Origin of the sequence: Salinisphaera sp. T5B8 (genome assembly GCF_040361255.1) — a bacterium.
Lineage (GTDB): Bacteria > Pseudomonadota > Gammaproteobacteria > Nevskiales > Salinisphaeraceae > Salinisphaera.
Genome location: NZ_APNG01000012.1, coordinates 70,164 through 95,438 on the forward strand (window position 1 = coordinate 70,164; position 25,275 = coordinate 95,438).

Below are 25,275 nucleotides of genomic sequence, written 5' to 3' on the forward strand. Positions count from 1 at the left end.
AGGCGCGGCACTTCGCGCTTTGTGCCTGGCCGGGCGCGTTGTTCAGTCCGCGCTTTCGCTCAGCATCGCCTTGAGCGCGGCGAGCTGGCTGCGCCCGTGCTCGGCTTCGGCCTTGGGGTCGCGTTTTTTCGCCTGGGGCCAGTCGATTTCGTCCTTGGGCAGTTCTTCCAGAAACCGGCTGGGGGTGCTGTCGGTATTCTCGCCGCCGCGCCGGCGCTGGCGTGCATAACTCAACGACAATGTCTTGCGCGCACGGGTGATACCAACATAGAGCAGGCGTCGTTCTTCCTCGATCTTGTCTTCGTCCATACAGGCATGGTGCGGCAGCAGCCCTTCTTCCATGCCCACGAGAAAGACATGATCGAACTCCAGGCCCTTGGCGGCATGCAGGGTGAGCAGGTGCACCTGGTTTTCGATGTCTTTTTCGCTTTGATTGGCAAAGTCCATGAGACTCAGCCGACGTACGACTTCATCCAACCCGCGCGGCGTGCCGTCGCTGTTTTCTTCCATATGGCCAAGCCAGGCAAGAAACTCGTCGACGTTCTCCAGGCGCTTGCGCGCCGCCCGGGTATTGGCCGCGGTATCGCGTAGCCATTCACGATAGTCGATATCGGCAATCAACTGGACCACCAGTTCCTTGGCCGGCGTGGATTCACCGTCACGGGCCAGACCTTTCGCCCAGTCGACGAATTCGGCCAGCCGCCGGCCGGCGCGATCACCCACGCCGCCAGCCAGCCCCACGCCGCGTGCGGCATCGAACAGACTCAGGTGTCGGCTACCGGCGTAGCGGGCCAGCGCTTCCAGCGTGGCGGGGCCGATTTCGCGCCGCGGCAGATTGACCACGCGTAGAAACGCCGCGTCGTCATCCGGGTTGACCAGCAGTTTGAGATAGGCGGCCAGGTCGCGAATCTCGCTGCGCTCGAAAAACGAACGCCCGCCCGAGACGCGATAGGGAATCTGGCGTTCACGCATGGCTTTTTCGAACGCGCGCGACTGGAAATTGCCGCGATAGAGCACGGCATAGTCGCCAAACGCGTTGCCGGTGCGCAGCCGGTGCGACGAAATCTCGCTGGCCACGCGATCGGCCTCGCCCGCCTCGTCGGCACAGGCGAGCACGCGAATACGATCGCCCGGGCCCATGGCGCTCCACAGATTCTTTTCGTAGACACGGGCGTTGGACGAAATCAGCGTATTCGCCGCCGACAGCACATTGCCCACCGAGCGATAGTTCTGTTCGAGCTTGATGACCTTGAGATGCGGGAAGTCGCGCGACAGATCGGCGATATTGCCCGGGCGCGCGCCGCGCCAGGCATAGATCGACTGGTCGTCGTCGCCGACCACGGTAAACGCCGCCCGCACCCCGGCGAGCAGACGCATCAATTCGTATTGGGCGGCGTTGGTGTCCTGATATTCGTCGACGAGCAGGTAACGAAACCGGTTCTGCCAGCGCTCGCGCGCGGCGGCGTCTTCGCGCAGCAGCTGCACCGGCAGACTGAGCAGGTCGTCGAAATCCACCGCGTTATAGGCCTTGAGGCGGCGCTGATACTCCGCATAGGCCCGTGCGATTGCCTGTTCCGAGCCGGCCGCGCTCGCCGCCGCGGCCTCCGGGTCCATCAGCGCAGATTTCCAGGCGCTGATGGTAAAGCGCGCGGTCTTGCGCAGCTCGGCGTCCTTGCCGATGAGATCGGCCAGTAGCTTGTCGGCGTCTTCGGCGTCAAAAATGGAAAACCGCGGTTTGTAGCCGAGCGCGGCATGCTCGGTACGAATCATCTGCAGGCCGAGGCTGTGAAAGGTACTTACGGTCAGCCCACGCGCGGCGTCGTTGTCGATGAGCTTCGAAGCGCGCTGCTTCATTTCGCGCGCGGCCTTGTTGGTGAAGGTCACCGCCGCGATCCGGTCGCCCGCATAGCCGCGCGAGATCAGGTGCGCGATCTTGCGTGTGATCACACCGGTCTTGCCCGAGCCGGCGCCGGCCAGCACCAGCAACGGCCCGTCGAGATAACGGACCGCCGCGTCTTGCTGTGGATTGAGTTTCGGCATCGCCATGGCCGCGAGAGTCTAGCAGGTCGATCGTCGCGATCGGTCGCGATCGCCCCCACCGACAGACCACAAAAAAAGCCGGCCCGAGGGCCGGCTTCTTGCCGTGGATACAGCGATCGTTCAGAACGATTTGCTGATCGTGCCCACCGCGGTCGCGCCGCAGATATTGGCGCCGCCACAGGCGGTATCGTCCAGATCGGTATCGACATAAGCCACCGACCAGTCGAGGCCGAACTGCGTGGTAGCCAGCGAGATCGACCAATCCGCATAGTCCTCGAAGTACAGCTCGTTGTCGTCGACGGTCTGATAGCCGGCATGCACGCCCAGGGTCAGCCACTCTTCCAGCGGGAATTCGAAGCTGGTGTTGTAGTAGAAGGCATCGCCCGATTCGTTGTAGAAATCGTCGCTATAGGACACCGACAGCGCCGCCGTCATGTTGTCGTCGCTATAGGCGATACCGGGCGTGTATTCCCAGAAGTCGATTTCGTTGTTGTCACCGGCCGTGCTCGCGCCCGGGTAGTAGTAATAGAGCACGTTGAAATCGAGCGCCCAGTGGTCACTCAGCGCCAGCCCGTAGCCGGCATAGAAATCGATTTCGGCCTGGGCACCGTTATCGCCGGTCACCGGGCTGGGGTTGAAGTTGTCGACGTTCGACGCCCAGGTGCCCATATACAGGCCGCTGTCCAGCGCGTAATCGAAACCGCCCTGAATGGCGAAATCGCGATCGGTCTGGGACACGCCGCGATAGCGGTAGTCGGTGGTGTAAGCGACATTGGCGCTGGCTTCGGCGGCAATCGCGCTGGCGCTGGACACGGTAACGACCGCTGCCGCGCAGCCGATTAGAAGTTGTTTTTTCATCTCGGTTTTTGCTCCCTTTGCAATATATCTCGTAGCGAGAAACCCCAGCCGCGGCCTGGGCCTTGAGCGGGATGAAATCACTCGATGCACGAGACGTGCCAAAGCAACGGGTTAATACTCGGCAAGATGACAAAATAAAGACATGCGCCACAAACGGCGCCTACGCGCGCATGCGCGTTACCGTCAGGCGCCGCCGGCCGAATCAGATTGCATAAACAAGTATGGATAAGCCCGACCACAAACCCGGCCGCGCCCTTTTTTTGACAAGCCAGCTTGTCGAATACGCGTGTCAGCAACGCCTGCAGCAAGGGCGCGCCCCAACCGCCCGGATTGAAATAGCCGAGCTTGTCAGCTGTTTTCAAAGGCTTCGGAGTGCGTGTTGAACGCGGGCCGGCCCAGCTAGCCTTCGCTCATCTTCGATAGACGAGCCGGTTCATGCCGAGGGTTTTCGATCGAGCTGACGAAAGCCGATCGCCTCGGCCACGTGCGCAGACTGGATGGTATCGGCGCCGGCCAGATCAGCGATCGTACGCGCCACCCGAAGAATACGGTGATACGCCCGTGCCGACAGACCCAACCGCGCAATCGCCTGCTCCAAAATGGCGCGCGCACTGTTTTCGAGCAGACAATGGGTATCGATCGCCGCGGGCGTGAGGCTGGCATTGGCGCCCTGTCCACGCGCCACCGCGCGTTCCCGCGCCGCGATCACGCGTTGGCGTACCGTGGCGCTGTTTTCCTGCGGCGGCGTGTCTGCACCACCCATGAGCACGTCGCGGGCCACCGGCGCCACATTCAGATGCATGTCGATGCGATCGAGTAGCGGCCCCGAAATCCGGTCGCGGTAGCGCTCGATACGTTCCGGGGTGCAGTGACAACGGCCCGAGGCTTCCCCCAGATAGCCGCAGGGACAGGGATTCATCGCCGCAATCAATTGAAACGCGGCCGGAAATTCAGCCTGCCGCGCCGCCCGCGATATGACGATATGCCCGGATTCGAGCGGCTCGCGCAGTACTTCCAACACGCGGCGATCGAATTCGGGCAGCTCATCAAGAAACAGTACGCCGTTATGCGCCAGGGTGATTTCGCCCGGACGCGGCGCCGAGCCGCCGCCCACCAGCGCCACGCCCGACGCGGTATGATGCGGCGCGCGAAACGGACGCCGCCCCCAGTTGTCGGGCGAAAACCCGCCGGGTGAGATCGAGGCCACCGCGGCACTTTGCATGGCCTGTGCGTGCGTCATCGGCGGTAACAGGCCGGGCAATCGACAGGCGAGCATGGTTTTGCCCGCACCCGGCGGGCCGATCAGCAATAGCGAATGCCCGCCCGCCGCGGCGATTTCGAGCGCACGCTTGGCCTGTTGCTGGCCCCGTACGTCGGCAATGTCTTCATGCGCGGATGCTTGATGCCCGGTCGCGGGCTGGGGTCGATGCCACAACGCCTCGTCGCCAGCCAGACTCGCCGCCACATCGGCCAGATGCGCGGCGGCAAATACGCCCTCGGGCGCGGCGAGCGCGGCCTCGGGCCCATTGTCTTCGGGAGTGACCAGGGTACGCTCGGCATTGCCCGCTGCCAGCGCGGCGGGCAATGCGCCGCGAACGCCGCGCAGCGTGCCGGACAAAGACAACTCGCCCAGGAATTCGTAACCGGCCACGGATTCGCCCGGGATCTGGCCGGAGGCCGCCAGAATCCCCAGGGCGATCGCCAGATCGAAACGCCCGCCTTCCTTGGGCAGATCCGCCGGCGCGAGATTGACCGTGATACGCCGGGTCGGAAACTCATAGCCGCTGTTGACGATGGCCGCGCGTACGCGGTCCTTGCTTTCCTTGACCTCGGTTTCGGGCAGACCGACGATCGCGAGCGCCGGCAGGCCGCCGGCCAGATCCACCTCTACCGTGACCGGCGGTGCCTCGAGGCCGGTCTGTGCGCGGCTATGTACCGTTGCCAGCGTCACGCCAAACCGGTTATTGCGAGCCGGCCGTATCGCGTTCGGCTTCGAGGGCCGCCACCTGGGCTTCCAGCGCATCGAGCTTGCGGCGCGTATGCGCAAGCATCTCGCGGGCCGCTTCGAACTCCTCGCGCGGCACCAGATCCAGCCGGGCGAGCTGGCCCTGCAGGATGGTACGGAAATTGGCATGCAACTCGTCGCGCAGCGGCGCGACCTGGGGCGGCAACGCCTGGGCCAGACGGGTGGCGATATCTTCGATAGAGCGCATAGCTACGGGTCAACCTCAAGGATTAAAACCACAGCATGACGCGAAGCCACGCGCTACGCAAAAGCGCGTTGCACTTTATTGGTGCAACGCGCAGAGCGCCCGATTCCGGACCTATCCCGCCCGCCTCGATTCGCGCATAACCTGCTGTTTTTCATGCCTTGGCACGGTGAGTGCTTAGACCGGATCGCAATCTCTCGCTTGCACGTCCCGACTGCTTGAATGCGAGGCAACGGAGCGTGCGATACCGCATGACAGGAGCAGGTCATATGAAATTAATCGCAGCCGTAATCAAGCCGTTCAAGCTCGATGAGGTCCGCGAAGCGCTTTCCGAGGTCGGTGTGCAAGGCATCACCGTAACCGAGGTCAAGGGTTTCGGACGTCAGAAAGGCCACACGGAACTCTACCGCGGTGCCGAATACGTGGTCGATTTTCTACCCAAGGTGAAGATCGAAGTCGCGATCGAAGAATCCGAACTCGAAGCAGCCGTGGAAGCGATCTCCAAGGCGGCCCATACCGGCAAGATCGGCGACGGCAAAATCTTCGTCACCGAGCTGGAACAGGCCATCCGTATCCGCACCGGCGAGACGGGCAAGGACGCGCTTTAAGCCGCGCCCGCGTAACGCCTTAAATTTCGAGGGAAATCCCACGCCATGGAAAATAATATCTTCGAATTGCAGTACGCAATCGATACCTTTTACTTCTTGATTTGCGGGGCACTGGTCATGTGGATGGCCGCCGGCTTCTCCATGCTGGAGGGCGGCCTGGTTCGTGCCAAGAACACGACCGAAATCCTGACCAAGAACATCGCGCTCTATTCGATCTCCTGCATCATGTACATGATCTGCGGCTACATGATCATGTACGACGGCAGCCTGTTCTTGAACGGCATCGCCGGCGGCGACGACTTGGTACAGAAAGCCCTCGCGGCCTCGGCCGAGAACGGCTTCGATGGCGATTCGGTCTATGCCGGCGCCTCGGACTTCTTCTTCCAGGTCGTGTTCGTGGCCACCGCCATGTCGGTCGTATCCGGCGCGGTCGCCGAACGCATGAAGCTGTGGGCGTTCCTCACCTTCGCCGTGGTCATGACCGGTTTCATCTATCCGATGGAAGGCTCCTGGACCTGGAACGGCGATTCCGTGTTCGGCCTGTACACCCTCGGCGACCTCGGCTTCTCCGACTTTGCCGGCTCGGGCATCGTGCATATGGCCGGCGCCTCGGCAGCCCTGGCGGGCGTACTGCTGCTCGGCCCGCGTAAAGGCAAGTTCCGCGCGGACGGCACCATTGGCGCCATTCCGGGTGCCAACCTGCCGCTGGCCGCGCTGGGTACGCTGATCCTCTGGATGGGCTGGTTCGGTTTCAACGGCGGCTCCGTGCTCAAGCTCGGCGATATTGCCAATGCCAACTCGGTGGCCATGGTGTTCCTCAACACCAACACCGCCGCTGCCGGCGGCCTGGTCGCCGCCCTGCTGCTGGCCCGTGCCATGTTCGGCAAGGGTGACCTGACCATGGCGCTCAACGGCGCACTGGCCGGCCTGGTGGTGATTACCGCCGAGCCCTCCACGCCGAGCCCGCTCGTGGCCACGCTCTTCGGTGCCGCTGGCGGTATCCTGGTGGTGTTCTCGATCGTGTTCTTCGACAAGATCAAGATCGACGATCCGGTGGGCGCGATCTCCGTGCATGGTGTCTGCGGCCTGCTCGGCCTGATGGTCGTGCCGATCACCAACCCTGAAGTGAGCTTCTCCGGTCAGGCAATCGGCGCGCTCACCATCTTCGTCTGGGTGTTCGCCACCAGCCTGATCGTCTGGGCGATTCTGAAGTTCACGGTCGGTATCCGCGTCTCCGAAGAAGAAGAAGTCGAGGGCGTGGACCTGGGCGAATGCGGCATGGAAGCCTATCCGGAGTTCACCTCCGGCGGCAGCCGTCGCTCGATGTCCTAAATCGCAAGCGCTCGCGAGCGATTGCGCATCGACGAGGCCCCGGCAACGGGGCCTCTTTTTTTGTCCGCGATAAATGGCGTGCCGCCGAACAGGCCGAACCGAAAACAGCCGTTACCGTCGATCGGCCGCAAACCAGTCCGGGCCCGATAGACGAACGGGTATATCGCTTCGCTATACTTCCCGGCGTTTATCCCAAACCGCCGCGAAACCTCATGCTGCCGAAGAATAAAAGCCCGCTGCTGGCGTTTGCCGTATTGCTCCTTTCCAGCCTTCCGGCCGCGGCCGCCCCGGTAATCGATGGTGCCGATACCGCCTGGGTGATGACCACGACCGCGCTGGTGCTGTTCATGACGCTGCCGGGGCTGGCCCTGTTCTACGGCGGGCTGGTGCGGGTACGCAATGTGCTGTCGGTACTCATGCAGTGTTTTGCCATCTGTGCCCTGGCATCGCTGATCTGGGTTGTCTGCGGCTATAGCCTGGCCTTTTCCGAGGGCAATGCCTTCATTGGCGGGCTCGACAAGCTCTTTTTCGCGGGTGTGAGCGTGACCAGCGTGGCCGGCACGATTCCCGAGCCCGTGTTCGCGCTGTTCCAGATGACGTTCGCGGTGATCACGCCGGCGCTGATCATCGGCGGCTTTGCCGAGCGTTTTCGCTTTGCCACCCTGCTGGTATTCACCGCAGCCTGGCTGTTGCTGGTCTATGTGCCGGTCACGCACTGGGTGTGGGGCGGCGGCTGGCTCGGCCAGCTCGGCCTGCTCGATTTCGCAGGCGGTACGGTCGTGCATGTCACCGCGGGTGTCGCCGCGCTGGTCGCGGCTATTGTCGTGGGCCCGCGCCACGGCTTTCAGAAAACCGCGATGGCCCCGCATAACCTGACCATGACGGTTTCCGGCGCCGGCATGCTGTGGGTCGGCTGGTTCGGCTTCAACGGCGGCAGCGCGCTGGCCGCCAACGGCCAGGCGGGCATGGCCATGCTGGTCACGCATCTATCAGCGGCGGCCGGCTGTCTGACCTGGATGGCGGCGGAATGGATCCGCTTTGGCAAGCCGAGCGTGCTGGGTATCGTCACCGGCATGGTGGCCGGCCTGGGCACGATCACCCCGGCCTCGGGCTATGTCGGCCCGGGCGGCGCGATCGTGATCGGCATACTCGCCGGCGTGGTCTGTTTCGCGGCGACGCTCTGGGTCGAGCGCAGCCTGCGTATCGACGATTCGCTGGACGTATTCCCGGTCCACGGCGTGGGCGGCATCATCGGTACGCTGCTGGCCGGCGTATTCGCCTCGACCGATCTCGGCCCGTTCTCGGGCCAGGGTTTTGCCGAGGGTATCGACGGCATTGTCAGCCAGGTCGGTATCCAGGCCCTGGGCGTGGCGGCCGTATTCATCTATACCGGCGTGCTCACCTGGGCCATTCTCAAGGTGCTGGAAGCGACCATGGGATTGCGCGTGGGTGTCGAGGACGAACAGGTCGGCCTGGATATTCTCGAGCACGAAGAGCGCGGTTACGATCTGTAACGATCCGCGGCAGCTGTTAGACTCGCTGGCATCAAAAATGAGGAGTTTCCAACCATGAAAATGGTTACCGCCGTCATCAAGCCTTTTCGTCTCGACGATGTCCGTGAAGCACTCGCCGAGGTGGGCGTACACGGCACCACCATGACCGAGGTCAAGGGTTTCGGTCGCCAGAAAGGCCATACCGAACTCTATCGCGGCGCCGAATACGCGGTCGATTTCCTGCCCAAGGTCAAACTCGAAGTCGCGGTCGCCGACGACCGCGTGGAAGCGGTGGTGGACGCGATCATCGAAGCGGCCAAGACCGGCCAGATCGGCGATGGCAAGATCTTCGTGCACAACCTTGACCAGGTGGTGCGTATCCGCACCGGCGAAACCGACCGCGACGCGATCTAGACAGCGTACGCGCCCAACCGGATCAGAGCGCGCGTGAGCAAGCCGCGCTTTGTGGTCGACGCCCTGGCCGTGGGCGGTATCGGCCCGGTCGATATCGCCGTGCAAGCCGGCGGCTGCCTAGGCCTGAGCGCGCCCTCGGGGGCCGGCAAGACCCGGCTGCTGCGGGCGATGGCCGATCTCGACGCGCACGCGGGCGAGTGCCGGCTGGATGGCGTACGCGCCGCCGATATGCCCGCCCCCGAATGGCGTCGCCAGGTGGCCTTTCTGGCCGCGGAATCGGCCTGGTGGGCGGATACGCCGCGTGCGCATTTCGATCGCGATTGCGTATCCCTGCTCGCCGCACTCGATCTGGAACCCGACCTGCTCGATACGCCCATCGGGCATCTATCCTCCGGCCAGCGCCAGCGCATGGCACTTGTTCGTACCCTCGCCCACACCCCGGCCGTGCTGCTGCTCGACGAACCGACCGCCAATCTCGATGGCGTGAACATCGAACGCGTCGAGCGCTTGATCGGCGACTATCGCACCACCCACGATGCCTGTTGTATCTGGGTGAGCCATGATGAGGCCCAGCTTGCCCGCGTGGCCTCGTCGCGGCTGGTACTCGATGCCCGCGGCCAACCCGTATCGACGCCGTGCAACTGATTTCGCTGTCGTTATTCGATCTGGGCCTGGCCGCGATTGCGGTTTTGGCGCTGGCGGCGACGACCACGGCGATGCAGCTGGGCATCACTCGAACCCTGCTGGTGGCGGCCGTGCGCACGGCCGCCCAACTCGCGCTCGTCGGCCTGATCCTGGAGGCGGTCTTCGCCCAACAGCAGCTGCACTGGGTCGCAGCCATGGCCTTTGTCATGCTGCTGCTGGCCGGGCGCGAAGCAGCCACCCGCCAGAAACGACGCTTCGTCGGCGGCTATGGCTTTCTCGCCGGCACGGCGGCCATGTTCCTGTCGTCGTTCGTCACGGCCGTGGCGACGCTGGTGATCGTGATTCGGGTCGAGCCCTGGTATACGCCGCAGTACGCGATCCCGCTGCTGGGCATGTTGCTGGGCAATACGATGACCGGTATCGCGCTGGCGCTGGACCGGCTCACCCAGGAAGTCTGGCGCGGCGCGAACGTGGTCGAGACGCGACTCGCGCTGGGCGCCAGCGCGGCCGAGGCGATCGCCGACATGCGGCGCGATGCCATGCGCGCCGGGCTCATTCCCATGCTCAACGCCATGGCGGCAGCTGGCATCATCAGCCTGCCCGGCATGATGACCGGCCAGATCCTGGCCGGCAGCCCGCCCTGGGAAGCGGTCAAATATCAGATCCTGATCATGTTCCTGATCGCCACCGGCACCGGCTTTGGCACCCTGCTGGCGGTGACATTGGGTGCACGGCGATTGTTCGATCCACGCGCGCGCCTACGCCTGGATCGGCTACGCCGCGCGTGACAACGATCGCCGTACTCAGGCCTGTGGCTTGAGCAGCCGGCTGAGATATTCCTTGATGCGTTGAAAGACGCCGCGTTTTTGCCAATTCTCGAGGGTAACCTGATGACAACGTGCGCGATCGTCATCGAAATCGCTGTCGAGCGCGGCGAAGGTGTCCGGGTCGATCATGGCGATGGCGATTTCGTCGTCCTTGCCCATGGAGCGGTGGTTGAAATTCGCCGACCCACTGATGGCCACCACGTCGTCGACCAGCACGATCTTGGCGTGCAGCATCGTCGGCTGGTAACGGTAGAGATGGACGCCGGCCTCGAGCAGCGGTTGATAGGCATCATCGCCGGCGGCCCTCGCCACCCGCGAATCGGTATACGGCCCCGGCATGAGCACTTCGATTTTCACCCCGCGTCGGGCGGCATTACAGAGCATGTCGATGGTGGCGGTATCGGGCACGAAATAGCCCGTGGTAATGCGTAGCCGACGCTGGGCGATCGAAATCACCAGCCGAAACAGGGTCGCGATATCGCTGTAGTTCACCGCGGCCGAAGTGCGCAGCACCTGGATGAGCGCGCCGTTTTCGTGCTCGGCGATGTCGGGATCGGACATCGCCCAGCTGTCGTCGAAACCACGCTCGCCGGCCTCGACCCAGTTCGATAGAAAGGCACCGCGCAAGCCGTCGACCACCGGCCCGGTCAGACGAAAATGCGTTTCGCGCCATTCATTCGGCTCGCGCGCGTCACCATCCCATTCGGCGGCGATACCGACCCCGCCGGTAAAACCGATGCGGTTGTCCACCACCAGAATCTTGCGATGGGTGCGATTATCGGCCTGCCAGAAGCGCCAGCGCACGGCCGGACGAAACCAGGCGATCCGGGCGCCGGCGTTTTCGAGTTCGGCCAGCACATCCTTGGGCATGGTGTGGGCGCCGAAGCTATCTAGCAGGATACGCACGCGAACACCTGCGCGGGCACGTTCGGCCAAGGCATGGCCGAAACGCTCGGCGACCTCGCCCTGCCAGTAGATGAAGGTCAGAAAATCGATCGTCTCGGCGGCCGACTCGACCGCCTCGATCATGGCTGGAAAGATCCGAACCCCGTTGACCAGACGCTCGATGCGATTGCCGCGCGTAAACGGAATACCGAGCGTGCCTTCCAGCGCGCGTCGGTAGGCATGCGAATCGGCGGACGAAGCAGCGGGTTGGGTCGTATTCATGACAGGCAGGCGATTATTTGTTTCGCAGCCTACACCACAGTCGTAACGGCCCGAAAACCCAGCACAAACCCACGACCATCAAAACACCCTGCACGGCGCGATTGTGCAGCACGCCGGTCGGCAGCCGATCGTGCGAGGCACTGGCATAACGGCGTGTGCCGAGCACCGGTTGCAGCGCGACATCGAGGGCCAGAAACGGCTGCCAACTCTGCGATACCGCCACGCCCGCCATACGCCAACTCACCTTGAGCGCCGCGCACGTGCCGTATTCGCGCCATAGCGCGGCCAGCAGATCGATATACGGCGTCACGACAAGCCGCGCGGTCTGGCTCTGGCGTTTGTACACGGCAGGCGCGCGCTCGAAAAAACAGGGCACATCGGCGCTATACATGGCCATGATCAACGCCATGAGCAGGTAACGCGCACGCTCGCCTTCCTGTTCGAAACGCCGCGCCGAGGTTGCAAGCCGATACGGGCACAGCCGCCAGCGCCCACCCGCGGCGATGGCCGCGGCCATGCGTTGATCTTCGAGAAATGGCAGGCGCGTATCGAAACCGCCGAGTTCGTGAAAAAAACGCGCGCGCATGATCAGGCCCTGATCGCCATTGATGCTGTAACGCCGTGATGTCGCACTCTTGGCTTCCAGATAGCGATAGAAAAACGCATGCCCCGCGGTTTCGCGCACGAAACGCAGCGCGAAATGTCCGGCCACGCGGTGATCGCCGATTTGATCCAAACAGGCGATCGCCGCAGCGAGCTGGCCAGGGTGGGTCAGCCGGCTATCCGCATGCATAAAACACAGCCAGTCGTAGCGCGCGCGGGCTGCGGCCGTATTCATCTGGATGCCGCGCCCGGACGCACTGGCAATCACCTCGGCCCCGGCCGCACGAGCCACGGCGACCGTGTCATCGCTCGAGCCGCCATCGGCGACGATCACCTGCAAAACGACATCGCGCTGGGCGGCCAGATCGGCCAGTAACGAGGTAATCGCCGTCGCTTCGTCGATCGCCGGCACGATCACGCTCAGCGAGACCGACATGCCGCTTAGCCGGCTTCCTCGGCCTCGCTGACCGATGCCGGGCCAACGAAGCCGGGCAAACGTTCACGCAACCAGGCCGGAATGCGCTGTTCCAGCCAGTAGACCGGCTCGCCGTAACGCCCGGCACTCACAAAGCCCACATGGCCACCATGACGCGAGACTTCCAGGCGTACCGCCTGGGAAAGCGCCTCGGGTCCGGGAATGATGTCCGGTGCCATGAACGGGTCATCCTCGGCATGGATCACCAGCGTGGGCACACGGATATGCTTGAGAAACGGGCCGCTGCTGGAGCGTTCGTAGTAATCATCGGCATCACGAAAGCCGTTGAGCGGCGCGGTGATGGCATTATCGAAGGCGGGAAAGTCGCGCAGCTTGCGAAAATCCGGATAGGGCTGCGGGGCTTCGATGAGCTTGAACTTGGTCTCGTAGGCCTCGCGCAGGCCATTGATCAGATGCGCCTGATAGATACGCGACAGCCCCTGCTGAATGGCCTCGGCACAGCGCTTGAGATCGTAGGGCACGGATACCGCCGTAGCACAGGCCAGCGGCGCCGCACGTCCCTGCTCGCCCAGATACTTGAGCAGTACGTTGCCGCCCAGCGAATACCCCACCGCGGCCAGCGGTGCGCGCGCAAAACGCCGGCGCACATGGGCGACCACGGTTTCGAAGTCGCCGGTTTCTCCCGAGTGATAGCTGCGGGCCAGCCGGTTGGGCTCGGCGGCGCCGCGAAAATGCATGAGCACGCCGCGCGCGCCGTGGGCATCGGCCTGGCGCAGCAGGCCGCGGGCATACTTGGATTCCAGCGAACCGTTGAGCCCGTGCAGCACGATCACCACCGGCGCATCGGCATCCAGGCCGCGCTCGGGCAGCCACGACAAATCCAGAAAATCGCCGTCGTCGAGTTCCAGGCGTTCGCGCTCGACTTCGATCGGCGGCGCCGAGCGCATCTTGGAGGCGAACACGGTCTGTGCGTGCGCGTTGCGCAGCCAGAATGCCGGTTCGAATTCGCTGCGAATCAGCATGAGAGGCACCGGCAATACGTGAACGAGTTCATAGCGGTCTACTTTACCGGCCTAGCGTTTCATCCAGATAACCATCGCCGAGCTGACGCATCTGGCGCATGATCCAGGCCGCCTGACCCCGCACATAAGGCCCCGGCGAGGCCGCGCTGTATTTTTCCGGATTGGGCAATACCGCGGCCAGGCGCGCGCACTGGGCGGTGCTGAGCTGGCTGGCACTGATCCCGAACAACCGCTGGGCGGCTGCGCCCACACCGAATACGCGGTCGTCGAACTGGGCGATATTGAGATAGACCTCGAGAATACGTCGCTTGGGCCAGAGCACTTCGAGCCAGACCGTGAGATAGGCCTCGATGGCCTTGCGGATATAGCTTTTCGCCGGCCACAGAAACAGATTCTTGGCGGTTTGCTGGCTGATCGTGCTCGCGCCGCGAATGGTGCCGCCTTCGGCGTTGTCGACCAGCGCATCGCCAATCGCCGACCACACGAAGCCGTGATGGCTGGGGAAGGTCTGGTCTTCGGAGGCCACCGCGGCCAGCGGCATGCAGGCGGCCATATCGTCCAAATCGGTCCAGCGGTAGAAGATCGTCGGACCCTGGTCGCTGGCCTCGCTTTGAAGATGAACGCGCAGCATGTACGCCGTCACCGGCGGGTTGACCCAGCGCATGAGCAGAATCATCGCTGCCGGCGCGAGCAAGAGCACGCCGACAGCGATCAGCACATAGCGAAAGGGTCGTCTAAACAGAACGCTCAATAGTTGCTGTTGCCGCTACCGTAGTCGCCGCTACCACCACCCTGGTTGTAGTTGTCGTCGCTGGCGCTGTTGTTCTGGTTGTAGCCGCTATTGCCGCTGTTGTCCCGGGCGTCGTAATTGCCCTGGCGCACTTCCACGCCGTTACCGCTTTCGTAGGGCACGGTCTGGCCGCGGCTGTAATCGTCCTGTTGCGCGCCGTTGCCGCCCGAATTGCCGTTGTTGTTGCGCGAATCCATGCTCGTGCCGCGGGTCGCGGCCTCGCGATCGAACTCGCTGGACGGCGGCATGTAGCGATCCAGCGTATACACGAATTTCTGCCCGGGCTGCGGCAGACTGGATTCGTCGCTGCTACGCAGGATGGTGTAAGCATCGATACCGGCCTTGTCGTAGAACAGCCAGTTCGCTTCGCGATCGATGCTGATCTTGCCGCCTTCGAGCGACACGCCGGCGAACAACCCGCGCGAACGCGAGTAGGAGTAGACCTCGGCATCGAAGCCGAGATTGGTCGACGCGCCCGCGCTACGCCCGACCGGGCCCGCCGCCACCGCGGCATCGGCGCCGAGGTTGATCTGGCCATTGGCGATCTTGTCGATGCTGCGCTGGGTCTTGAACACCAGGATGATGTCCGACGACGACGCGCCGATCTGCCAGCCGATCGAGCCGCCGGTCAGCGAGATGAAGCTCGGGTTCGACCAGCTGCCGTCGGCGGTACGTACCGACAATACGCCCTTGCCGTGGCGCCCGCCGACGATGAAGCCGGCCTTGAACACGCTGGGAATGACGGCGATGCCATAGGCCTGGCCCAGCAGGGCCGGCGGGATGGCATTTTCAGGGATATCCACGAACTGACGTACGACGGTGGTCGCATCGTCGAGTTCCTGGGCCTGTTCGCTGGCCGCCAGGGCAGTCGTGGTGACCGACAGCAGCGCGATCGCTGCCACGAACGCCGTGATCCATTGTTTCATCTATGCTTTCCCCTGCTTGCGGAGTTGAAGCCGGCGCCAACGCCGACTCGAATCGAGAATTACGCGCGATCAGACCGCAACCGCAACCACAGGTTCACATTCGGTGGCATGCGCCGCGATCAGCCCGGCCCCTCCATCAGCCGCTTCTGAGCGGCCAGCGGCGGTTCGTCGCCGACCGGCTCGGCACGCGTATAGCGCCCGTCTTCGCCCAGCAGCCATGCCTGACTGTTGTCGGCGAGGTAGAGCGCCAGTTCGCGCTGCACCCGATCATATAACGCCGGGCTGGTCACGGGAAAGCAGGTTTCGACGCGGCGGAAGAAATTCCGATCCATCCAGTCGGCGCTGGCCAGATACAGCTCGGGGTCGTCGTCGTTGGCGAAATAGAACACTCGTGTGTGCTCGAGAAACCGGCCGACGATCGAACGCACATGAATATTCTCCGACACGCCGGCCACACCCGGGCGCAGACAGCAGATACCGCGCACGATCAGCTCGATCTTCACCCCGGCCTGGGAGGCGGCATAGAGCGCACGAATCACCTGCGGCTCGACCAGAGAATTCATCTTGGCAATGATGTGGCCCGGCTTGCCGGCCTTCGCATGCTCGGCCTCGCGGCCGATCTTTTCGATGATCGCTGCATGCAGGCGAAACGGCGCATCCAGCAGCCGTGCCAGTCCCGAGACCTTGCCCAGGCTGGTGAGCTGCAGAAACATCTCGTGCACATCGTTGCCGAGATCGTCGTCGCAGGAGAACAGACCGTAGTCGGTATACAGCCGTGCGGTCTTGGGATGGTAGTTGCCGGTGCCCAGATGCACGTAGTTGTGCAAACCGTCGGTTTCGCGGCGCACGATCAGTGTCATCTTGGCGTGGGTCTTGTAACCGACCACGCCATAGACCACATGCGCGCCGGCGGCCTGCAGCCGGTTGGCCAGCTCGATGTTGTCGGCTTCGTCGAAACGCGCACGCAGCTCCACGACCACGGTGACTTCCTTGCCGGCCCGCGCGGCTTCGACCAGCGCATCGACTACCGCCGAATCGGGCCCGGTGCGATACAGCGTCTGCTTGATCGCGAGTACGCGCGAATCCGACGCGGCCCGGCGCACGAAATCGATCACCGGCAGGAACGAATCGAAGGGGTGATGCAGCAACACGTCCGAGGCACGAATCTCGGCAAACAGATCGCCACTGGGCCCGAGTTCGCTGGGCAGGCGCGGCGAAAACGCCGGATACTTCAGATCCGGGCGATCGACCGTATCCAGTAGCGACATCAGGCGGTTGACGTTGACCGGCCCGTCCACCTGGAACAGATCCTCGCGCGACAGCAAAAAGCGATCGAGCAGGTATTTGCTCAACGAGTCGGGGCAGTTATGCGCGACTTCCAGGCGCACGCAATCGCCATAGCGGCGTGACGGCAACTCGCCCTCGACCGCGCGCAGCAGATCGTCGACCTCTTCTTCGTCGACGAACAGATCGGAATTGCGCGTCACGCGGAATTGGTAGCAGCCGCGCGTGCCCATGCTCGGGAACAGGTCGCCGACATGCTGATGGATGATCGACGACAGGAACACGAAATCGTGCGGACCGCTGCCGGTTTCCTGGGGCAGCTGGATCACCCGCGGCAGCGCGCGCGGCGCCTGCACCACGGCATAATCGATCTTGCGTCCGAAGGCATCGGTGCCGTCGAGCGATACGATGAAATTCAGCGACTTGTTGAGAATGCGCGGAAACGGATGCGCCGGGTCCAGCCCCAGCGGGCTGATCACCGGCAGCAATTCCTCCTCGAAGAACTGGGCCAGCCACGCGCGCTGCTCGGCGTTCCATTCCGAACGGCGCAGAAAGCGGATACCCTCCTCCTGCAACGCCGGAATCAATTCGTTGTTGAGCGTGCTGTATTGTTTGGCCACCAACTCGTGTGCACGCATGCTGATCGCACGCAGTGCTTCGGTGGGCGTGCGGTTGTCGGCCTCGGTGGGCGAGTTGACCAGTTCGGCCTTCTGCTTGAGCCCGGCCACGCGCACCTCGAAGAACTCGTCCAGATTGGTCGAGGAAATACACAGGAATTTCAGCCGCTCGAGCAGCGGCACGCGCGTATCGCGGGCCTGTTCGAGCACCCGATCATTGAATTCGAGCAGCGACAACTCGCGATTGATGAACAGATCGGGGGCATCGAGCTCGCGCTCTGCGACGTCTTTGGCGTTTGCACTCATGCGAAATCGACTCGCGGCGCGAGGCGCCGGCTTGAAAAATGGGCTTAACGGATAGCAACAGCAGATGACATTTCCATGACAGACGCGATACTGCAACTCAGCGCCTGGCATATCGATGCCTTTACCGACCGCGTATTTCGCGGCAACCCGGCCGCGGTGGTCCTGCTCGACGACTGGCTCGATGATACGACGCTGCTCGCGATCGCGGCCGAGCACAACCTGGCCGAAACCGCGTTCGTCGTACCCGGCGACACGACGCACCAGCTGCGCTGGTTCACGCCGACCTGCGAGGTCGAGTTGTGCGGTCACGCCACGCTGGCCAGCGCCTATGTGCTGTTGCACTGTCGCACGGGCTTTCGCGCGCCACTGCGTTTTGCCACCCGCCATGCCGGCGAACTCGGCGTGCGCGAAACCGACGGCATGCTTTGGCTGGATTTTCCCAGCCGACCGGCACAGCCGCTCGAGCGCGCGCCCGCAGCGGTGGAAGCCGCGCTGGGCGCAACCAGCGTGGCCTGGCATGTCGGCGCCAATCACTTGGCCATATTCGACCAGGCCGCCATCGTAGCCGCGCTCGCGCCCGATATGCGCGCGCTGGCGGCCTGCAATCGCGAAGACAATCGCGGCGTGATCGCCACCGCCCCCGCCGACGACGGCATACACGATTTCGTCTCCCGCTATTTCGCACCCGCGCACGGTATCGACGAAGACCCGGTCACCGGCTCGGCGCACTGTACGCTCGCCCCCTACTGGGGCGCGCGTCTACACAAGACCGAACTCGCCGGACGCCAGATCTCGCGCCGCGGCGGCACCGTCATTTGCCGGCTGGCCGACGATCGCGTGCATCTGGGCGGGCGTGCCGTACGCTATGCCGAGAACCAACTCTTCATCGACCTTGAGGCCGCTCGCTCATGACCCAATTCGCACTCGCCGCGGCCAGTCTGTACGGGCTGATCGGGGTACTGCTCGGCGCCTTTGGCGCTCATGCCCTGGCCGACCGGCTGACTGCCGACATGCAGGCGATCTGGCATACCGCCGTGCAGTATCAGTTCTATCACGCGCTCGCGCTGCTCGGCGTCGGCCTGCTCGCCCGCCAGGGCGTGGGCTCCGCAGGCATGAGCGTGGCCACGATCTGCTTTGTTCTGGGCACGCTCGTTTTCTCCGGCAGCCTGTATCTGCTCGCCTTTTCGGGCATTCGCTGGCTGGGCGCGATCACGCCCATCGGCGGCGTGCTGCTGATCGTGGGCTGGGCGGCGCTGTTGTGGGCGGTGCTGCGCGGCCAGTAGCTCGTCGGGCCTAGCCGATCTCGCGCAGCGTGATCAGCGCCTTGTCGACATGCCGGTTCGCGGCCATCTGGGCCTGATAGCGCAGACGCACGATGCCCTCGCGATCAATCACGAAGGTCACCCGGTTGCCCAGCACGCCCAGCGCACGACCCACATCGAAGGCCTTGGACAGCGAACCGTCCTCATCGGCAATTAACGCAAAATCGAGCGCGTGTTTCTCTGCGAAGTCCCGATGGCTGGCATCGTCATCGGCGCTGATACCGATGACCTCGGCATCCATGGCGTTGAAGGCCTCGAGTTGATCGCGAAAGCCACAGGCCTGGCGGGTACACACGGGCGTACCGTCGCGCGGATAGAAATAGACCACGAGCGGCCGCTCTCCGAGCGACGCCTCGGTGTCGATCTCGCGCCCGTCGTGGGCACGGCGCTGGATAGCGGGGGCACGATCGCCGACATCAATTTTATGACTCATGAGCTTACCCGAATAGCGCGCGCCAGAGCACGACGGTGACGATGAATGCAGCGGCCAGCCCCAGACTAACGCCTAACGCGCCGCCCCAGCGAGCGGTTTTTTTTTCGGTTTGGGTGGTTTTTTCCAGCCAGCGTCGTAACACACGCTCGTTACGACGATTGGCCTTCCAGGCAATATCGAAAATATCGCCGACCACCGGCACCAGGCCGACGAGGAAATCCACGCCCGCGTTGGCCCCCATACGCATCCATACGCTTTTGGGCGCACCCAGACGCAAGGCTTCGATCACCAGCAGGCTCGACAGCCCCGCACCGACCAGATCGCCAGCAAAGGGCACGAGGCCGGCAATGCCGTCGATGCCCACGCGTTTACGGATAACCGGAATTTCGAAGGCATCGTCGAGCCACCACGCGAGTCGGTCGATCCGGCTGAGGCTGGCACGGCGCTTGGCAAGCAGGGCGGGCGAAACGGTGTCGTTCATTAGGCAACCTTTAAGATTTATGCCGCCACGGCCGCGCTGGCGTCTTTTGCGCGTGCCAGACGTCGCCCCGCGCGTGTCGTTTGCTGAGGACAGGTAAACGAGCGGCACTGATATTTGCGATCATTGTAGGCGGATTCACCGCCCGACTGCGTTTAGCGGGCCAAGGAACGACATGAAAAAACTGTTCACCCTGTTGCTGATCGCGCTGCTGGCGTTCATCGCCTATGCGCTGTTCTGGCCCAGCGATTTCACGCCCCAGCCGTGGAATCCGGCGCCTGCGGTGACCGGCAACGCGCCGGTGCAAAGCGCGCCGCTGGCCCAGGCCGAACGTCTGGCCCAGGGTGTGGCCGTGGGCCCCGAAGATGTCGCGATCGACGATCAGGGGCGGCTGTATGCCGGCTACGAGGACGGTACGATCCGGCGTTTCGACAGCAACGGGCGCAACGGCGAGGTATTCGCCACGACCAATGGCCGCCCGCTCGGCCTGGCGTTCTCGGATGGCCCGGTGGCGCCGCCTGATAACGCAGCCCAGAACGGTATCCCCGCCGCAGACACGAGCCGCCCGGGCCAGACGCTGATCGTGGCCGATGCCGACAAGGGCCTGCTGGCGATCAACAGCGACGGCGATATCAAGATCCTGGCCAGCGGCGCCGACGGTGTGCCATTCAAATTCACCGACGATGTGGATGTCGCCGCCAACGGACGCATCTATTTTACCGACGCGTCGAGCAAGTACGACCAGGCGGCCTATCGCACCGATATTCTCGAACACGGCGGCCACGGCCGGCTGCTGGAATACGACCCGGACACCGCCAGCGTCACCGTGTTACTCGGCGGACTACAGTTCGCCAACGGTGTAGCTGTCAGCGGCGATCAATCCCATGTACTGGTCACCGAAACCGGCAGCTATCGTGTATTGCGCTACTGGCTGACCGGCGACAAGGCGGGTCAGAGCGATATTTTCATCGACCGGCTGCCGGGCTTTCCCGACGGGATCTCGCACGGCGCCGACAGCGATACGCTGTGGGTCGCGCTGTTCGCCCCGCGCAACCAGCTGCTGGATTTCGCCGCCGACAAGCCCTGGCTGCGAAAAATCGTCTTCCATCTGCCCGAGGCGCTCCAGCCGGCGCCCAAGCACGTGGCCAGCCTGCTGGGGATCAAAGCCGATGGTACGGTGGTCACCGACCTGCGCGACGATGCAGCGAATGCCTTCGCCCCAATCACCAGCGTCGAAGAACACGGCGATACGCTCTATCTGGGCAGTCTTGCAGCCGACGCCTTCGCACGTATATCCCGACCGGCCCCGGTTACGCCATGAGCTCGAATCTCGAACAGGCACTCATCGAACTACGCCAGGCCCGCGCCGCGCTTGCCGAGCGTAGTGAGCCGGCGTTCGACGCCCGCCTGGCCGCGCTACGCGAATGGCAGGCCCGCAACACCGCGGCCCTGCATCGCCCCCTGGCCGAGCGCTACGACGGCGAAGATCTGCTGCATTTTCTTACCCGCAGCTTCTATCTCGAAGCGGATTGGTCGGAGCTGACCGCCGACCCGGGCAAGATCGCGAACCGTATCGGTCGCATCATCGACGACCATCGACCGCTGGTGATCGCGGTGCGTCTGCAGCATACCGCCGATACCCTGGATGCCGACATGGCCGAGCAGCTGGAAACGCGCACGCCCGATCAGCCCATCACCCGCAAGGGCTATGTCGCCGCCTTTCGCGAGGTTGGCCGATTCGACGTACGCGAACAGCAGATCGGCTGGGTCGGCGAGCTCGTGGATCTGCTCGGCGGCTTTGCCGACAACCGCGCCGCCTATTGGGCGTTCAAGCTGGCCAGCTCGCCAGCCAAGGCGCTGGGCATGGGCCAGACCTATGGCCTGCTGGCCGAAGGATTTTCGGCCATGCGCAACACCCGCGATCTGGAAACCGCGACCCGTGAAGCGCTGACGTTGCAACGGCGCGAGCTCGACCGGCTGATCGGGCGCACCGCGGGCAGCAGCTGATTGCGCTCGGCTGCGCCTTGCCGCATTCTCACGACAAATTCCTCACCGCCGCTGTTCGATGACCATCACCATTTCCGATGCCAGCCTCGTACCGATCGTCTCGCTGGCCGCCGGCATTGCCATTCTCGTGGTGCCGCGCCTGCTCAACTACATCGTCGCCGGCTATCTGATTCTCATCGGCGTGCTCGGTCTGGTGCATTTCTAGGACGTATTCCCTAGCGTCGGCGCGCGATGCGCCGGCAGCCAGAACGCCAGCACCGCCGCGATCAGGCCACCGACTGCGGCCAGCCATAGCGGCGCGGCCGCGCCGAAATGCTCGGCCACCGGCCCCAAAGCGATGATCGCCAACGCGCCCATCGCGTTGGCAAGCCCCAGTGCCAGGCCGGAGCCGAACGAGCGGTTCTCCGGTAACACGTCCTGGGCAATGAGCATGGTCAACGGCAGGGTCGAGAACAGCGCGATCCCCAACGCCGCCAGCACCAGCCATAGCCACAGCCCGTGCAGCACCACAAAGGCGAGGAGCAGCACGCTCGACACCAGCATCGAGCCGATGAGTATCGGGCGCGTGGGCTGCGAATCGGCCAGTCGCCCGCCGCCGAGATTGCCGATCACGCCGACGACCATGAGCACGGTGATGAAACTCGCGCCCGCGGTGAGCCCGCCGCCGGCCTGGGACCACAACACCGGCACGAACGTAATCACACTGAAAATGATCAGCGCGCGCAACGCGCAGAACAACACCAGCCGACTCAAGGGCCCCGCATGCCGGCGCCAGGCGATCGGAGTGGTATCGGCCTGACGCGCGGGCAGGCTCGGCGCCCAGCGCCATAACAGGGGCAGGGTGAACAGGGCCGGGATCGACAGCAGCCACAGATATGACATGCCGATATGTACCACCACGAGGCTGGCCAGTGCCGGCCAGACACCACGCCCGATTTCGCCGCCGACCAGAAAAAACGACATCGCACTGCCCTGGCGCTGATGCGACAGCAAGCGTACGCCAGCCAACGCCTGCGGATGAAACAGGGCATTGGAAATGCCGATGAGCACCAGCACGGCGATCAGCCAGGGCATCGTATCCACGAAACCGATGAGCGCCCCGCCAACCGACGAACCCAGCAGGCCCAGCACGACGAACGTGCGCCCGCCGAAGCGATCGCCGAGCAGGCCGACCAGCGGCTGCAAGCCCTGACCGACCAGCAGCGCCGCCATGATGGTGCCGGCCAGGCTGACCGACAGCTGCATCTGAATCAGCAACGCCGGCAGGATGCCAGGCAAAAAGGTCGCAGCACCGTCGTTGAGAAAATGCGACCAGCTCAGCCCCAGTAGCCGGCGCTCGGCGCCCACGCCGCTTTCAATCGTCTCCGCCACCCGGGCTGCTCCTTGGTCGATGCAAGATGCAGCAAAGGCTACGTTCGCGCTCGCCCGCCGGCAAGGCGAGGCGGCGCAAACCGATATCGACGCTAGGGAATCTCTGCATCACCTGTCGCGGTCGCGCCGGTGTGCTTTGCGCGCGATTGACAGACAAGTGAGAGCGTAGCGTGCCCAAGCCAATCGCAAGTTGCACGGTAGCGAACACTGACGCCGATCAAGCGCGCGCAAGGCCACAGCCCGCCCGGGGTTCGGCCTCGAACGCGATCCGCGAGAGGTTGTGCGACAGATTCCCTAGAGCATGCCCACCTGGAGCTTCGCGGCGTCGCTCATCATTTCCATCGTCCACGGCGGGTCGAATACGAGCTCGACACGCACCTGGGCGATGGTGGGCACCATCTTGACCTTGTTACGCACATCGTCGACGAGGATATCGCCCATACCGCAGCCCGGCGCGGTCAGGGTCATGTCGATATCCACGATGCGCGCCTGCGGGTCGCTATGATCGAAATCGCACTGATAGACCAGGCCGAGATCGACCAGATTGATCGGGATCTCCGGGTCGAACACGGTCCGCATCTGGTCCCATACCATGGCTTCGACATCGTCGTTGCCCGCCCCTTCGGGCAGGCGCAGCGGCTCGGGCGGTTCCTGGCCGATCGCATCGGCGTTCTCACCGGCGATGCGAATCAGGTTGCCGGCGATATAGACCGTGAAGGAGCCACCCAGCGCCTGGGTGATGTTGCCGTGGGTGCCGACCGGAATCTCGACCGTATCGCCGGCCGGAATGAGCACCGCTTCGCAGTCGCGCTGGAAGGTGACGGGTTCGTTGGAGGGCATCTGCATGGCGAGATACCTGCGTTGATGTAGATCAACATAGTCTACCAACCGCATTGATACCTGTCCGGCCGCCTGCATCGCATCATGCTCTGGTAGGATTGCGGCTATGAAAAAATCCCTGCTTGTCGTGGCCCACGGCAGTCGCCGTCAGGCTTCGAACGACGAAGTGCGCGCCCTCACCGAGCGCGTGCGCGCCGAATCCGGCGAGCGTTTCGCTGCGATCGAATGCGCCTTTCTGGAACTCGCCGACCCCTCGATCCCGGACGGCCTGGAACGCCTGATCGCGGACGGCGCGGCGCATATCACCGTACTGCCCTATTTTCTGTCAGCCGGCCGGCATGTCGCCGAGGATATCCCCGAGGAAGTCGCAACGACCCAGGCACAGCATCCGGACGTGCATATCGAGATCGCGCCCTATCTGGGCACCTCCGAAACCATGCCGAAGCTGCTGCTGACCATGCTCGCCGACAGCGCCGCCACCAGCGTCTAGACAATGGATCGTATCGCCGACAATCGCCGCTTCTGGCTGCTGCTCAATCTGGTGTTGCTGGTACTGCATGGCTTCGGCCTGTACTGCTATGTCGTGTACGGCTTTGCTCATCCGGTTACCCAGCTGTGGGCGATCGTGCTCATGATCCATATCCTCGAATTCCCGCTGGCCTTCATCGCCGTCCAAGGGCGCAAGGTTGGCTGGGGCACAACCATCATGGCCACGCTGATCTTCGGCTTTACCTGGTGGGTGCCCACGCGTCGGGGCGTTTTCCATGCGTGAGTCGTTCAATGCCACGCGCGCGGCGCTGGTATGCGGTATCGCGGTCGCACTGGTATCGCTGACCGGCGCGGTATTCCCGCCAGGGCTCTGGTACGAACAGCTCAACCAGCCGGCCGGCACACCGCCGGATATCGCGTTTCCGATCGCCTGGACGCTGTTGTATATCGGCATGGCCGTGGCCGCATGGCGCGTCTGGCGCGCGGCAGGCGTCGGTCGCGCGCTGGCGCTGTTCGCGCTCCAGCTGCTGCTCAATGCACTCTGGATGCCGGTGGCCTTCGGCGCCCACGCACTGCTCTGGGCACTGATCGTCATCGTCGCGCTATGGCTGGTGCTAGCCGCAACGCTCGCCGCCTTCTGGCGGATCGACCGACTCGCCGGACTTTTACTGGTGCCCTATCTGGCCTGGGTCAGTTATGCGGTGTATCTCAACACCGGGCTATTGGTATTGAACTGGAACGGTCTGTAGGTCGCTTC

At 63.7% G+C, this 25,275-nt stretch carries 29 protein-coding genes; 14 read left to right on the forward strand and 15 right to left on the reverse strand.

The window, feature by feature from the left end; translation table 11 throughout:
* Positions 1–42 precede the first annotated feature (42 nt).
* The 5 genes from T5B8_RS12015 to T5B8_RS12035 form a co-directional block, all read right to left on the reverse strand.
* Complete coding sequence (locus tag T5B8_RS12015; RefSeq protein WP_353179047.1) at positions 43–2,046, reverse strand: UvrD-helicase domain-containing protein; 2,004 nt, start codon at positions 2,044–2,046, stop codon at positions 43–45.
* Between the two features lie 114 nt (positions 2,047–2,160).
* The gene (locus T5B8_RS12020; RefSeq protein ID WP_353179049.1) at positions 2,161–2,898 is read right to left on the reverse strand and encodes a TorF family putative porin; all 738 of its coding nucleotides are present in this window, start codon (positions 2,896–2,898) and stop codon (positions 2,161–2,163) included.
* A 77-nt stretch (positions 2,899–2,975) separates the two neighbouring features.
* Positions 2,976–3,260, reverse strand: a complete 285-nt coding sequence (locus T5B8_RS12025) for a hypothetical protein (protein WP_353179051.1) — start codon at positions 3,258–3,260, stop codon at positions 2,976–2,978.
* Between the two features lie 71 nt (positions 3,261–3,331).
* Complete coding sequence (locus T5B8_RS12030; RefSeq protein ID WP_353179052.1) at positions 3,332–4,849, reverse strand: YifB family Mg chelatase-like AAA ATPase; 1,518 nt, start codon at positions 4,847–4,849, stop codon at positions 3,332–3,334.
* 10 nt (positions 4,850–4,859) lie between these two features.
* Positions 4,860–5,111: an accessory factor UbiK family protein gene (locus tag T5B8_RS12035; RefSeq protein WP_353179054.1), complete on the reverse strand. Its 252-nt coding sequence runs from the start codon at positions 5,109–5,111 to the stop codon at positions 4,860–4,862.
* A 266-nt stretch (positions 5,112–5,377) separates the two neighbouring features.
* Here T5B8_RS12035 and glnK point away from each other — a divergent pair, with 266 nt between their 5' ends.
* The 6 genes from glnK to T5B8_RS12065 all read left to right on the forward strand — a co-directional run bounded on the left by glnK (position 5,378) and on the right by T5B8_RS12065 (position 10,388).
* Entirely contained in the window at positions 5,378–5,716 is a 339-nt protein-coding gene (glnK, locus tag T5B8_RS12040) for a P-II family nitrogen regulator (RefSeq protein WP_353179055.1), read from the forward strand.
* Between the two features lie 45 nt (positions 5,717–5,761).
* On the forward strand, positions 5,762–7,048 hold the full coding sequence (locus T5B8_RS12045) for an ammonium transporter AmtB (RefSeq protein ID WP_353179057.1): 1,287 nt from the start codon (positions 5,762–5,764) through the stop codon (positions 7,046–7,048).
* Positions 7,049–7,260: 212 nt separating this feature from the next.
* A complete protein-coding gene (locus tag T5B8_RS12050) occupies positions 7,261–8,562 on the forward strand; it encodes an ammonium transporter (RefSeq protein WP_353179058.1) in 1,302 nt (433 codons plus the stop codon).
* A 54-nt stretch (positions 8,563–8,616) separates the two neighbouring features.
* Positions 8,617–8,955, forward strand: a complete 339-nt coding sequence (locus T5B8_RS12055) for a P-II family nitrogen regulator (RefSeq protein ID WP_353179060.1) — start codon at positions 8,617–8,619, stop codon at positions 8,953–8,955.
* 33 nt (positions 8,956–8,988) lie between these two features.
* Positions 8,989–9,600: an ABC transporter ATP-binding protein gene (locus T5B8_RS12060; RefSeq protein WP_353179061.1), complete on the forward strand. Its 612-nt coding sequence runs from the start codon at positions 8,989–8,991 to the stop codon at positions 9,598–9,600.
* The gene (locus T5B8_RS12065; protein ID WP_353179063.1) at positions 9,591–10,388 is read left to right on the forward strand and encodes an ABC transporter permease; all 798 of its coding nucleotides are present in this window, start codon (positions 9,591–9,593) and stop codon (positions 10,386–10,388) included. Before T5B8_RS12060 ends, T5B8_RS12065 begins: the two co-directional genes overlap by 10 nt.
* Before the next feature lie 15 nt (positions 10,389–10,403).
* Here the strand turns inward: T5B8_RS12065 and T5B8_RS12070 are convergent, their stop codons facing one another.
* The 6 genes from T5B8_RS12070 to ppk1 form a co-directional block, all read right to left on the reverse strand.
* Positions 10,404–11,594: a phospholipase D-like domain-containing protein gene (locus T5B8_RS12070; protein ID WP_353179065.1), complete on the reverse strand. Its 1,191-nt coding sequence runs from the start codon at positions 11,592–11,594 to the stop codon at positions 10,404–10,406.
* 13 nt (positions 11,595–11,607) lie between these two features.
* The gene (locus T5B8_RS12075; RefSeq protein WP_353179067.1) at positions 11,608–12,633 is read right to left on the reverse strand and encodes a TIGR04283 family arsenosugar biosynthesis glycosyltransferase; all 1,026 of its coding nucleotides are present in this window, start codon (positions 12,631–12,633) and stop codon (positions 11,608–11,610) included.
* Positions 12,634–12,638: 5 nt separating this feature from the next.
* On the reverse strand, positions 12,639–13,655 hold the full coding sequence (locus T5B8_RS12080) for a hydrolase (protein WP_353179069.1): 1,017 nt from the start codon (positions 13,653–13,655) through the stop codon (positions 12,639–12,641).
* A 43-nt stretch (positions 13,656–13,698) separates the two neighbouring features.
* Positions 13,699–14,406 carry a monofunctional biosynthetic peptidoglycan transglycosylase gene (mtgA, locus tag T5B8_RS12085; RefSeq protein ID WP_353179071.1) on the reverse strand — a complete coding sequence of 236 codons (708 nt, stop codon included), beginning with the start codon at positions 14,404–14,406 and terminating at the stop codon, positions 13,699–13,701.
* The gene (locus tag T5B8_RS12090; protein ID WP_353179073.1) at positions 14,403–15,371 is read right to left on the reverse strand and encodes a lipid-binding SYLF domain-containing protein; all 969 of its coding nucleotides are present in this window, start codon (positions 15,369–15,371) and stop codon (positions 14,403–14,405) included. The genes mtgA and T5B8_RS12090 overlap by 4 nt, the downstream gene beginning before the upstream one ends.
* Before the next feature lie 119 nt (positions 15,372–15,490).
* Positions 15,491–17,578 carry a polyphosphate kinase 1 gene (gene ppk1, locus T5B8_RS12095; protein ID WP_353179074.1) on the reverse strand — a complete coding sequence of 696 codons (2,088 nt, stop codon included), beginning with the start codon at positions 17,576–17,578 and terminating at the stop codon, positions 15,491–15,493.
* 75 nt (positions 17,579–17,653) lie between these two features.
* Between ppk1 and T5B8_RS12100 the strand changes: the two genes are divergently transcribed.
* Positions 17,654–18,490, forward strand: coding sequence for a PhzF family phenazine biosynthesis protein (locus tag T5B8_RS12100; protein ID WP_353179076.1), 837 nt, complete (start codon positions 17,654–17,656; stop codon positions 18,488–18,490).
* The gene (locus T5B8_RS12105; RefSeq protein WP_353179077.1) at positions 18,487–18,861 is read left to right on the forward strand and encodes a DUF423 domain-containing protein; all 375 of its coding nucleotides are present in this window, start codon (positions 18,487–18,489) and stop codon (positions 18,859–18,861) included. Before T5B8_RS12100 ends, T5B8_RS12105 begins: the two co-directional genes overlap by 4 nt.
* Before the next feature lie 10 nt (positions 18,862–18,871).
* On the opposite strand, the gene T5B8_RS12110 is transcribed toward T5B8_RS12105, so the two are convergent.
* Positions 18,872–19,333, reverse strand: a complete 462-nt coding sequence (locus T5B8_RS12110) for a peroxiredoxin (RefSeq protein WP_353179079.1) — start codon at positions 19,331–19,333, stop codon at positions 18,872–18,874.
* Positions 19,334–19,337: 4 nt separating this feature from the next.
* Positions 19,338–19,814 carry a DUF4112 domain-containing protein gene (locus T5B8_RS12115; protein WP_353179081.1) on the reverse strand — a complete coding sequence of 159 codons (477 nt, stop codon included), beginning with the start codon at positions 19,812–19,814 and terminating at the stop codon, positions 19,338–19,340.
* 172 nt (positions 19,815–19,986) lie between these two features.
* On the opposite strand from T5B8_RS12115, the gene T5B8_RS12120 reads away from it, so the two are divergent.
* From T5B8_RS12120 to T5B8_RS12130, 3 genes are read left to right on the forward strand one after another with little or no spacing between them, the layout of a single operon-like run.
* Positions 19,987–21,132 carry an SMP-30/gluconolactonase/LRE family protein gene (locus T5B8_RS12120; RefSeq protein ID WP_353179083.1) on the forward strand — a complete coding sequence of 382 codons (1,146 nt, stop codon included), beginning with the start codon at positions 19,987–19,989 and terminating at the stop codon, positions 21,130–21,132.
* A complete protein-coding gene (locus T5B8_RS12125; protein WP_353179084.1) occupies positions 21,129–21,818 on the forward strand; it encodes an FFLEELY motif protein in 690 nt (229 codons plus the stop codon). The genes T5B8_RS12120 and T5B8_RS12125 overlap by 4 nt, the downstream gene beginning before the upstream one ends.
* Positions 21,819–21,876: 58 nt before the next feature.
* Entirely contained in the window at positions 21,877–22,023 is a 147-nt protein-coding gene (locus T5B8_RS12130; RefSeq protein WP_353179086.1) for a DUF3096 domain-containing protein, read from the forward strand.
* On the opposite strand, the gene T5B8_RS12135 is transcribed toward T5B8_RS12130, so the two are convergent.
* Together T5B8_RS12135 and sufT are read right to left on the reverse strand one after the other, a co-directional pair.
* Positions 22,020–23,189, reverse strand: a complete 1,170-nt coding sequence (locus T5B8_RS12135; protein ID WP_353179088.1) for an MFS transporter — start codon at positions 23,187–23,189, stop codon at positions 22,020–22,022. The two genes, T5B8_RS12130 and T5B8_RS12135, sit on opposite strands and share 4 nt — an antisense overlap.
* A gap of 294 nt (positions 23,190–23,483) precedes the next feature.
* The gene (sufT, locus tag T5B8_RS12140; RefSeq protein ID WP_353179089.1) at positions 23,484–24,035 is read right to left on the reverse strand and encodes a putative Fe-S cluster assembly protein SufT; all 552 of its coding nucleotides are present in this window, start codon (positions 24,033–24,035) and stop codon (positions 23,484–23,486) included.
* Positions 24,036–24,135: 100 nt separating this feature from the next.
* Here sufT and T5B8_RS12145 point away from each other — a divergent pair, with 100 nt between their 5' ends.
* From T5B8_RS12145 to T5B8_RS12155, 3 genes are read left to right on the forward strand one after another with little or no spacing between them, the layout of a single operon-like run.
* Positions 24,136–24,519, forward strand: coding sequence for a sirohydrochlorin chelatase (locus T5B8_RS12145; RefSeq protein ID WP_353179090.1), 384 nt, complete (start codon positions 24,136–24,138; stop codon positions 24,517–24,519).
* Positions 24,520–24,522: 3 nt separating this feature from the next.
* Positions 24,523–24,801, forward strand: coding sequence for a hypothetical protein (locus T5B8_RS12150; protein WP_353179092.1), 279 nt, complete (start codon positions 24,523–24,525; stop codon positions 24,799–24,801).
* Positions 24,794–25,267, forward strand: coding sequence for a TspO/MBR family protein (locus T5B8_RS12155; protein WP_353179094.1), 474 nt, complete (start codon positions 24,794–24,796; stop codon positions 25,265–25,267). Before T5B8_RS12150 ends, T5B8_RS12155 begins: the two co-directional genes overlap by 8 nt.
* Positions 25,268–25,275: the final 8 nt, after the last annotated feature.

What these genes read in the sequence shown, in the direction of transcription:
- T5B8_RS12035 (WP_353179054.1), bottom strand. Translation starts at nt 5,111, where the DNA reads ATGCGCTCTATCGAAGATATCGCCACCCGTCTGGCCCAGGCGTTGCCG.
- T5B8_RS12070 (WP_353179065.1), bottom strand. Translation starts at nt 11,594, where the DNA reads ATGAATACGACCCAACCCGCTGCTTCGTCCGCCGATTCGCATGCCTAC.
- T5B8_RS12115 (WP_353179081.1), bottom strand. Translation starts at nt 19,814, where the DNA reads ATGAACGACACCGTTTCGCCCGCCCTGCTTGCCAAGCGCCGTGCCAGC.
- sufT (WP_353179089.1), bottom strand. Translation starts at nt 24,035, where the DNA reads ATGCAGATGCCCTCCAACGAACCCGTCACCTTCCAGCGCGACTGCGAA.
- T5B8_RS12075 (WP_353179067.1), bottom strand. Translation starts at nt 12,633, where the DNA reads ATGTCGGTCTCGCTGAGCGTGATCGTGCCGGCGATCGACGAAGCGACG.
- T5B8_RS12105 (WP_353179077.1), top strand. Translation starts at nt 18,487, where the DNA reads ATGACCCAATTCGCACTCGCCGCGGCCAGTCTGTACGGGCTGATCGGG.
- T5B8_RS12145 (WP_353179090.1), top strand. Translation starts at nt 24,136, where the DNA reads ATGAAAAAATCCCTGCTTGTCGTGGCCCACGGCAGTCGCCGTCAGGCT.
- T5B8_RS12100 (WP_353179076.1), top strand. Translation starts at nt 17,654, where the DNA reads ATGACAGACGCGATACTGCAACTCAGCGCCTGGCATATCGATGCCTTT.
- T5B8_RS12045 (WP_353179057.1), top strand. Translation starts at nt 5,762, where the DNA reads ATGGAAAATAATATCTTCGAATTGCAGTACGCAATCGATACCTTTTAC.
- ppk1 (WP_353179074.1), bottom strand. Translation starts at nt 17,578, where the DNA reads ATGAGTGCAAACGCCAAAGACGTCGCAGAGCGCGAGCTCGATGCCCCC.
- T5B8_RS12055 (WP_353179060.1), top strand. Translation starts at nt 8,617, where the DNA reads ATGAAAATGGTTACCGCCGTCATCAAGCCTTTTCGTCTCGACGATGTC.
- T5B8_RS12090 (WP_353179073.1), bottom strand. Translation starts at nt 15,371, where the DNA reads ATGAAACAATGGATCACGGCGTTCGTGGCAGCGATCGCGCTGCTGTCG.
- T5B8_RS12110 (WP_353179079.1), bottom strand. Translation starts at nt 19,333, where the DNA reads ATGAGTCATAAAATTGATGTCGGCGATCGTGCCCCCGCTATCCAGCGC.
- T5B8_RS12050 (WP_353179058.1), top strand. Translation starts at nt 7,261, where the DNA reads ATGCTGCCGAAGAATAAAAGCCCGCTGCTGGCGTTTGCCGTATTGCTC.
- T5B8_RS12150 (WP_353179092.1), top strand. Translation starts at nt 24,523, where the DNA reads ATGGATCGTATCGCCGACAATCGCCGCTTCTGGCTGCTGCTCAATCTG.
- T5B8_RS12125 (WP_353179084.1), top strand. Translation starts at nt 21,129, where the DNA reads ATGAGCTCGAATCTCGAACAGGCACTCATCGAACTACGCCAGGCCCGC.
- T5B8_RS12015 (WP_353179047.1), bottom strand. Translation starts at nt 2,046, where the DNA reads ATGGCGATGCCGAAACTCAATCCACAGCAAGACGCGGCGGTCCGTTAT.
- glnK (WP_353179055.1), top strand. Translation starts at nt 5,378, where the DNA reads ATGAAATTAATCGCAGCCGTAATCAAGCCGTTCAAGCTCGATGAGGTC.
- T5B8_RS12080 (WP_353179069.1), bottom strand. Translation starts at nt 13,655, where the DNA reads ATGCTGATTCGCAGCGAATTCGAACCGGCATTCTGGCTGCGCAACGCG.
- T5B8_RS12130 (WP_353179086.1), top strand. Translation starts at nt 21,877, where the DNA reads ATGACCATCACCATTTCCGATGCCAGCCTCGTACCGATCGTCTCGCTG.
- T5B8_RS12155 (WP_353179094.1), top strand. Translation starts at nt 24,794, where the DNA reads ATGCGTGAGTCGTTCAATGCCACGCGCGCGGCGCTGGTATGCGGTATC.
- T5B8_RS12120 (WP_353179083.1), top strand. Translation starts at nt 19,987, where the DNA reads ATGAAAAAACTGTTCACCCTGTTGCTGATCGCGCTGCTGGCGTTCATC.
- T5B8_RS12020 (WP_353179049.1), bottom strand. Translation starts at nt 2,898, where the DNA reads ATGAAAAAACAACTTCTAATCGGCTGCGCGGCAGCGGTCGTTACCGTG.